Source organism: Jeotgalibacillus alimentarius (assembly GCF_000829445.1).
Lineage (GTDB): Bacteria > Bacillota > Bacilli > Bacillales > Jeotgalibacillaceae > Jeotgalibacillus > Jeotgalibacillus alimentarius.
Genome location: NZ_JXRQ01000010.1, coordinates 1 through 8,848, shown reverse-complemented (window position 1 = coordinate 8,848; position 8,848 = coordinate 1). Strand labels below are relative to the sequence as shown.

Annotated in this window: 8 protein-coding genes and 1 riboswitch; of the genes, 1 reads left to right on the top strand and 7 read right to left on the bottom strand. The window is 45.3% G+C overall.

The features are described 5' to 3' along the window. Nucleotides 1–212: 212 nt before the first annotated feature. From KP77_RS02960 to KP77_RS02930, 7 genes are all read right to left on the bottom strand, one after another. Nucleotides 213–1,400, bottom strand: coding sequence for a cation:proton antiporter (locus tag KP77_RS02960; RefSeq protein ID WP_041121257.1), 1,188 nt, complete (start codon nucleotides 1,398–1,400; stop codon nucleotides 213–215). 12 nt (nucleotides 1,401–1,412) lie between these two features. Next, on the bottom strand, nucleotides 1,413–2,210 hold the full coding sequence (locus KP77_RS02955; RefSeq protein WP_041121256.1) for an SDR family NAD(P)-dependent oxidoreductase: 798 nt from the start codon (nucleotides 2,208–2,210) through the stop codon (nucleotides 1,413–1,415). Between the two features lie 92 nt (nucleotides 2,211–2,302). Beyond that, on the bottom strand, nucleotides 2,303–3,472 hold the full coding sequence (metC, locus tag KP77_RS02950) for a cystathionine beta-lyase (protein WP_041121255.1): 1,170 nt from the start codon (nucleotides 3,470–3,472) through the stop codon (nucleotides 2,303–2,305). Beyond that, nucleotides 3,469–4,587 carry a methionine biosynthesis PLP-dependent protein gene (locus KP77_RS02945; RefSeq protein WP_041121258.1) on the bottom strand — a complete coding sequence of 373 codons (1,119 nt, stop codon included), beginning with the start codon at nucleotides 4,585–4,587 and terminating at the stop codon, nucleotides 3,469–3,471. The genes metC and KP77_RS02945 overlap by 4 nt, the downstream gene beginning before the upstream one ends. Before the next feature lie 73 nt (nucleotides 4,588–4,660). Then, nucleotides 4,661–4,758: riboswitch (SAM riboswitch) on the bottom strand. Nucleotides 4,759–5,175: 417 nt separating this feature from the next. Continuing rightward, on the bottom strand, nucleotides 5,176–5,880 hold the full coding sequence (locus KP77_RS02940) for a type 1 glutamine amidotransferase (protein WP_041121254.1): 705 nt from the start codon (nucleotides 5,878–5,880) through the stop codon (nucleotides 5,176–5,178). A 30-nt stretch (nucleotides 5,881–5,910) separates the two neighbouring features. Then, entirely contained in the window at nucleotides 5,911–6,900 is a 990-nt protein-coding gene (locus tag KP77_RS02935) for a DUF4003 family protein (RefSeq protein WP_041121253.1), read from the bottom strand. Between the two features lie 18 nt (nucleotides 6,901–6,918). Continuing rightward, nucleotides 6,919–7,563 (bottom strand): FusB/FusC family EF-G-binding protein, encoded by a 645-nt coding sequence (locus KP77_RS02930; protein WP_041121252.1) that lies wholly within the window; start codon nucleotides 7,561–7,563, stop codon nucleotides 6,919–6,921. A 194-nt stretch (nucleotides 7,564–7,757) separates the two neighbouring features. Here KP77_RS02930 and KP77_RS02925 point away from each other — a divergent pair, with 194 nt between their 5' ends. Then, nucleotides 7,758–8,738: a Gfo/Idh/MocA family protein gene (locus KP77_RS02925; RefSeq protein WP_041121251.1), complete on the top strand. Its 981-nt coding sequence runs from the start codon at nucleotides 7,758–7,760 to the stop codon at nucleotides 8,736–8,738. Nucleotides 8,739–8,848: the final 110 nt, after the last annotated feature.

The following is an 8,848-nucleotide window of genomic DNA, read 5'->3' as shown; positions in this document are numbered from 1 at the left end:
TTTAAGGAGGCGGGGGTTCGGGGTATAACTAAGGCTGTTCGCGATATAACCTTTTGTGTTCGGCGTATCTGACCGGATGTTCGACAGATAACACAGCTGGTTCGACGCTCACCCTCGCATGTTCGACACTTCATGTAAAAAGACCTATACCACTAAACCCTGCCCAAAACAAAAAAACCGCACAAATGTGCAGTTTTTAAGCCAGGCTCTATCTATGATTTCAACAGCTTTGCCAGTGGATGAACGCCAATACTTTGAATAAACAATGACAGCAACACTGCGATAAAGGCTACTGTCATCACGGCTTCTGTTCCACCTGTATCTGATGCTTCAAGAATTAGCAGAAGTACAACAGACATTGTCCCTTTTACACCGCCGAATGAAATGAGCAGAGATTCCTTCCAGGAGATACTCTTGCGGATCGGCGGCACACTTTGTGAAGTCAGCAGCACAATGACTGTTCTAATGATGAGCGAAAGTACAAAGACAACTGCTGCAAAGCCGAACCACTCCCATTTCAGATGCTCAACGGCCGTATAGCCGATCAGCAGAAAGACCAGTGATAAGAGCGTAGGCTCCACCACATCCCAGAAATGATCAAGAGATTCTCTGTAATGGTCTTCTTTATTGATCCGGTTGAATTCCCATGACAGCATCAGTCCTGCTGCCACTGTCGCAAGCACCCCTGAAATCCCGAATGCTTCTGCCAGCAGAAATAGGCCGTATGCCATCACGATACTCAGCATGACCTGGTATTCCTGGTGATGTGTGAAATGCACGGCGCGGCTGACCAGCCAGCCGAAGACGATTCCGATGAAAGCTCCGCCGATTGCTACGTACAGAAATTCTCCCATGAATGAAAGAAAGGAAAACGATTCACTGCCCTGGTGAATGGATAACAGGGTCGCAAAAATGACATAACTCGTGCCATCATTGATCAGCGACTCTCCTTCCACCACATCACCGACCATTTCGTTATCCAGTGATTTATGTAAAATAGATGTGACAGAAACCGGATCGGTCGGTGTGAGAATGGCTGCAATTAGCAGTGCCTCTGTAAAGCTCAGCGTGACAAATAATGAAGCTGTCAGATAAATAACGCCGCCAAGACCTAGTACAGTAAGCATCAGACCCGCTGTACTCAATAATACAATTGACCAGCTGTTTGCCTTCAATGCGCCGACAGAAAATTTATATGCTGAAATAAATAACAGTGCAGGCAAAATCACTTCATACAGCGTCACCTCAGACAGTTCAATGCCTTCAAAGAATGGGATAAAATATAGAATCATCCCTACACCTGCAAGAACGGGCGGCCGGGGGAATACCTGGGTCCGTTTATCGATCGTAAAAATGATATAGCCAATCAGCAAAAGAATGACAACCTGAGCCGGTTCCATCTGATCCCCTCCTTATCTCATGACCGCGCCGCCTGATATTTTTACTGATTCACCGATAATGTTTTTGGCAGCATCAGAAAGTAAAAAGATAATGGTTCTTGCAACTTCTTCAGGCTGTGTGATTCTTCCTGAAGGTAATCCTTCTTCTACAATCTTTATCTGCTCCTCAAACGAACGGCCTGCCCGGTCAGCTTTTTTCTGAATGGCATTGCGTCCCATTTCCGTATCCACAAACCCCGGGCAGACTGCATTGACTCTGACACCATGCGCTGCTGCTTCATGGGCAAACGCCTGTGTGAATGCAATGACAGCAAACTTTGAAGCTGCATAGGCAGTATTTCCGTGAGTGGCTCTGAGTCCGGATAATGAAGACACATTGACGACTGCGCCGCTGTTTGCTTTTTTCATGTCAGGATAGATCAGCTGAGTAAGTGCCACTGTTGAAAAGTAATTCAGCTCCATCACTTTTTTCATGTCTTCTTCTGAGAGGTCTTCTACAGGACCGCCGCCTGATATACCTGCTGAATTGACGAGTCCTGTGACTGATCCTGCATGCTCTGTTGCCTGATCATGCAGTTTCCCGCGGTCTTCTGCTTCATTCAGATCTGCAGCTACGATCAGCAGTTTATCAGCGATTCCTTCCTGCTCACATGCTGATCTCAACTTATCCAGCTTATCTGTGTTACGTCCTGCAGCTGTGACTGAAGCACCTGTTTTCAATAATTCTTTCACTGTGTGCCAGCCGATTCCTCCTGTTGCGCCTGTCACTAAAATATGCTGATGTTCCAACCCGTCCTGTGCAAAAATCATGTTATTTCCTCCTAAAGTGCATTTAGAAGTCTTTACCACTCCTGCACAAGACAAAACAAAAGCTGCACCTTTTTAGAGGCACAGCTTCCGGCTTATATCGTTAATGTCTGGTAAGCAGCTACTTTATCAAGGGCCTGGCGCAGATCTGCAAGCAAGTCGTCTGCGTCCTCTAGCCCAACCGACAATCGGAGCAGACCTGATGTGATACCGCGTGATTCACGTTCAGCAGGCGGCATTGCAGCATGACTCATTGTTGCAGGATAAGACAGGATCGACTCCACTGCCCCCAGGCTCACAGCAAATACAGGAATGTTCATCGCTTCAACGAGAACACCTGCACTTTTTTTGCCAGGCAGTCTGAAAGATAGAACCGCCCCTGCCCCGGTCGACTGGCGCTGATGGATATGATACCCTGCGTGGAATGAAAATCCCGGGTAATACACTTCATCGACAAGCGGGTGATGATGCAGGAACTGGGCGATCTGGCTGGCAGATTCAGATGACTGCTTCAGTCGTACACTGAGCGTCTTTAATCCGCGCAGCAAAAGCCAGCTGTCCTGAACACCCAGAATAGAACCGAATGAGTTCTGTATAAACTTTAAGCGCGCAGCAACTTCAGGATCTTTTACAGCTGCAAGACCTGCCACCACGTCACTGTGACCTGACAAAAACTTTGTCGCACTGTGCAGGACGACATCTGCACCAAGGTCAAGCGGCTTTTGATAAAGCGGCGTCATAAACGTGTTATCAACAAACGTCAGGCATCCGTGCGCTTTCGCTACTTTGGCCACACCTTCTATATCCGTAATGTTCAGTGTCGGATTGGATGGCGTCTCGACATAAATGACTTTTGTATTCGGCTGTACATTACGGGCCGTCTCATCAAGGTCTGTCATATCGATAAAAGAATGGTCAATGTTAAAACGGGTCAGAACCTCTGTAATCATTCTGTACGTCCCGCCGTAGACATCCTTTGAGACAAGTACGTGGTCTCCTGCTGACAGCAGCATGAATGCTGAAGAGATCGCAGCCATGCCTGAAGCAAAAGCAAAGCCTGCATGCGCGTTTTCAAGATCTGCAATTGTCGCTTCAAGCGATTCACGTGTCGGGTTGCCTGAGCGGCTGTAATCATACGGGCCGAATTCATCAATGGATTGCTGGTGATAAGTTGATGAATAATGGAGCGGCACATTAACCGCACCTGTCTGCTTATCGATATAAGATGGCTGGTGAAGTAATTTTGTATCAAAATGATGTGTCATAATCGATCTCCTCCCCGTTCAGCCGCTTCAAGCGCCTGTTTCAAATCATTAATTAAGTCCCCGGGCTGTTCGATACCAACAGAAAATCTGAGCAATCTGCTGCAGATTCCTTTCGCTTCACGTTCTGCTTCCGGAATATCAGCATGTGTCTGCGTTGCGGGATACGTAATAAAACTTTCTACGCCTCCCAGGCTTTCAGCAAATGAGATGATCTCAATTGCCCTTAAAAATGGGTCAATCCAGTCAGCCTCCTTCAGCCTGAAAGACACCATTCCACCGATTCCGGGATAAATGACATCTGTGACCTGGCTTTGCGTTTTAAGAAATGCTGCTGTCTTTGCGGCATTGTCCTGATGACGGTCCATTCTGAGCGCGAGCGTCTTCATTCCTCTGATCAGTAACCATGAATCCATCGGCGATAATACTGCACCTGCCCCGTTGTGTATTGCAAACAGCTTCTCACATATCTCTTCCCCTTTAGCAGCAACCAGCCCTGCCAGCACGTCATTATGACCGCCAAGGTACTTGGTTGCGCTATGGATCACAATATCTGCGCCAAGCTCAATCGGGCGCTGCAGGTAGGGTGTTAAAAATGTATTATCTACAATCAGGTGTATACCTTTTTCTTTTGTAAAATCTGCTGCTTTTCCGATATCAGTCGTTTTCATCAGCGGGTTGGTAGGCGTTTCGACAAAAACAGCCTTCACCCGCTCCGTACAGGCTTCATAGAGCGCATCTGCATCATTCGTATCTACATACACAAATGCGATCCCATAATGGTTACTGTAATGATCAAAAAGCCGGTAAGTTCCTCCATACAGATCATCTGAAGCAAGAATGACATCTCCCGGTTTGTATAAAGAAAGGACGAGTTGCACAGCTGCCATGCCTGAGCTCGTGGCAAATCCCTGATCTGCCGCTTCAAGTGCTGCAATGCCCTCTTCTAAAATCGCTCTCGTCGGATTCTTCGTTCTTGTATAATCATAGCCGGTTGATTGTCCGATGCCGTCATGTCTGTAAGCCGTTGATAAATAGATGGGCGGATTCACTGTGCCTGTTGCACTCTCGCTTTTGTTCCCGAGCTGAGCCAGGATGGTTTCGATTGATGTAGTCATGAAAAGCAGCTCCTTTAATATCTGTATATACAGGAAAAGACCTTCTGATAAGAGAAGGTCTTTGAATACGCTTTTCTTATCTTCAGGCTGGTTGCCTGCTGGAATTAGCACCGTGCACTGCCGGTTGCTGAGGTTTCAAAGGGCCAGTCCCTCCACCTCTCTTGATAAGTTATGAAATTGTCAGAAAATAATAGTTGTTGTATAGCCTACATCATATTGAGAGATAGTGCAAGATTTTTCATGAAAGATTTTTTTGGGTGGGGTTAAGGGCGAGCCGGGTATGTAACCGGTAAATTTGTGGTTGTGACCTGTAATTCACGGGTTCTGACCCATAAAACGGTCGATGTGACCGGTAAAACCCCTCCCTTCCCTTCGCTCACCGCTACAAAAACCACAATAAAAACCGGATGCTGGTGTCAGGCAGCATCCGGTCAAGGGAGGGGGCGTCGCTTTCTTCGAGCCCTGAACATAAAAAGCCGGTGCGAAACGACTGTTTATGGGCGTATATAGTAAGTGCGACGTTTTATTTTTTAATTGAGAATGAATCTCATTATTATTGTATACACAATTCAGATCGTTGTCCAGTGTTTAATCAATCTTTTTTTCACCATGCACATTTAAAAACCTCTCGAGGATCGGCTGAAAGCGGTTATGACTCTGTTCCACGTATCCCGGGTCTGCTCTCGGCCCTTCCATATCAACCGTTCTGTCACGTTTTTCAATTTCCTGATCGTCATGGTCAATCAGGTTCTGGATTCCTTCAACAGTCATTTCAGGATGGAATTGAAAACCTAAAATATGATCTGTATAAAACCCTTGGACAGGCGTTAATTCAGTACTTCCGAGCGGTTTTGTTCCTTTTGGAAGATCGTATATATCGCTGTGCCAATGGAACATCGGAATCGTCAGTTCTCTCACTTCGAAATCTTCAAGGAAATCAGAATGCCAATGCATTTCCGCCCATCCCATTTCGTACTTTGGCAGTGAAGATACTTCCGTGCCTAGAATGTGCGCGATCATTTGCGAGCCGAGGCATATCCCGATTATTTTACGTTTTTCGTTGATTGCTTTTTCAATATAATCCGCCTCTTTTTGCATCCATTCTGTTTCCGGAAGCTCCTGAACGCTCATAGGACCTCCCAGCACAACCAGAACATCATCACCGGACAATACCGGATAATCATCAGGCTTCTTCGCATCTATATAATGCAGCTCACAGCCCCACGCTTTTGACCATTCTTCGAGGTATCCTGCATTGTCATACCATACATGCTGCAAACAAATAATTTTCATCCTGCATTCCTCTTTCCTCTCACTCAATCATCAATTATTTGAAGAACTCGCAGTTGCAGCTGCACCTGCTGATACGGCAGCAAGAACCGCCGCCTGCTGTGCCTGCAGAATTGATTCAATTGTAGAAGCCAGACCTACATCCAGCACATTATTTTCCTCAACCTTAGTCTGGAGCACAAATCGGACTGCTGTCATAAAACAAATATCTTTATGCCACTTAAAGTTTTTCATACTGATCAGCTCATCATAGACCTCTTTGACTTCACCAATCAACGCTGACGGCGTTCCTGCAAGTGCTAAAACGCCAACGATCGGCAGATGGTTGCCACGCAGTTTTATTTTCCGGGTTTTTAAGTCATCGAGCCATGTGACAGTATTCTGCACAAGCAGCTGTCTGTTATCCTGCCGACCGTATGTAAGAATCTGGGACAGGAATTGACGGTTGTTGCCCTTAGCAAGTACGATATGGAGCTGATCGTAGTAATATGCCATATCATCAAGCAGTTCTTCCTCTTCTCCTTCTTCTTCAGCAAGCAGAATGGATAAAGGATAATCTTCATGTGATGTTAAAAAGAAGTGCTGCTTTTTCATTCCTGTATACATGCTTTTTGCCCGCGCCACATGCCTATCCATTTCCTCATCTGTATACTCTTCAAGTGATGCATATAATGCATAAGCTGCGATATAGGCATGCGGACTCCTTGAGTATCCTACTTCAATCAGTTTTTCATAGACGGCCATCATTTCTTCAAACGCTTGTTCAGGGTTATTGAATTTTGATAACAGCATGCCTGAGATGAGCAGACGAAGGTCAGCAGACTGAATGTAGGCAAACTGACTCGATTCTTTTTTAATTGTGTCATTAAGTGCAATCAGCTTATTCATCTCAAGCGGGGTATCAGCTGTTACGAGCTGTCCTGCAAGCATCATCAGTGAGGTATTATTTACCCGCCAGCGATATTTCTTTCTCAGCTGTTCATAGATTGCGACATAACGTTCTATTTGAGCTGTTGTCTCCATTTAAATCACCCTTTTGCCTTATTTACGTTCAAATACCTGTCCGAGAAAGCGCTCAAGCTGCGCTGTATCCTGTATGGATTGGTTACATTCTTTACTGTCATAACATATATATTGTCCATAAGATTTTAATCCCTCTGATTCGCGCGGCCTGTTTTGAATACTTGTCATTGCAACGTCACCATAACGGTTACAGATACTGCAAATGCCTTTTCTTGCTGAAATCACATATCTGCCCTGGATCCCTTTAAGTTCTCCGTCTTTTTCGTACACAAAATACTGTTTACTTTGTCCAAGGTCTTTCCAGCCCAGGTAAGTCAATGCACGAAAATCAATGTCAGAGAGATCCGGGATCAGTAACTTTTTAACCTTTGAAAAAAGCCCTCTCAGGTCAGCCGGTGTCACTTCCGGAAACGACTTTCTGTAAGGCGTGAGGTCCATTAAGAACTTCACCCGTTCCTCTTCGGTCTCCAGTGCAGATACACCTGAGATCAGGTTCCTCTGTTCTTCACTCAGCCCATCAAATACGTCATGTACTTTTGCTTCTGCCGCTTCCTTCACAGCTGTTTTGACGCCTTCATCAGACGTACCACCGGCCTGTCGCTGCATTCCGTTAATCTGGGATTTGATTACGTTAAATTGTTCGTTAGAGATAAATTGCTCCATTAAAAAAGCCCCTTTACTTCATTTGAACTTGTCACTTTATATACTGACTTTCCTGCTGAATAGTTTCATTAATTAACCGCTTCTCTATGCATATACCCAGTTTTGAACCTTTTGACTCATAGGAATGCAACTGGCGTATTCTTTCTGTTATCTGTACACTTGTCTTAAAATGACTTGCAAAGGATTGATTAAAAATGAGATTTGGCGTTACAGGCACGAATTGGATCACAGATACATTTATAGAGGCGGCACTTGCAGCAGATCACGCTGAAGTAACAGCTGTTTGTTCAAGAAAAGAAGAAACAGCGCGTACTTATGCGGAAAAGCATCAATTACCCCATACATATACTTCACTTGAGGAGATGTGTGACAGCGGCGAGATCGATGCTGTTTATCTGGCTACACCGAATGCTGTGCATCATGAACAGGTATTAACCTGTCTGTCAAAAGGGATACCTGTCCTTTGTGAAAAACCGCTTACCGCGACAAAAGCGCTGGCGGAAAAATGTATTGCAGCTTCAAATGAACATCAGGTTTTACTGATGGAAGCAATGAAATCAACAGTCATGCCGAATTTTCGCCGTGTGAAGGAACTGCTATCCGAGATCGGAACAATCAGACAGGTACGCTTTCAATACGGTCAGTACTCCTCCCGCTATGACAAATTCAAGGCAGGAGAAATTCTGAATGCATTTAAGCCTGACCTCGCAAATGGTTCATTAATGGATCTTGGCGTGTATACACTGTATCCGATTATTTCTCTCTTCGGGGCTCCGGAGCGGATCCAGTCAGACAGTACACTCCTTCATACCGGAGTAGACGGCCAGGGCGCAGTCTTGCTTTCTTATGAAGGGATGACGGTTACTGCCAGCTATTCGAAAATTGCAGACAGCTTCCTGCCGAGTGAAATCTCAGGGGAAAATGGGGCGATTCACATTGACCACATCAGCTCACCGGGAAAAATTACGCTGATGACCAGAGAAGGTACCACTGATCAGTCGGTTGCACAGGATAAACCATCGATGGCTTATGAGATAGAGGAATTTATCAAAACAGCTAAAGAAGGCAATATTGAGTCTTCTATTAATACACATGAGATGTCACTGAAGACAGTTGAACTCATGGAGCAGATTAGAAAACAGCAGGGGATTGTGTATCCGATTGATTCACTTTAGTTTTACGTAAGGAGGCTGGGACAAAAACTAGCCAAAGACTAAAATAAAAGGCGCTGATCATCTAAAAAGATGGTCGGCGCCTTTTATTACCAAATATTTGTGCTGGTTTA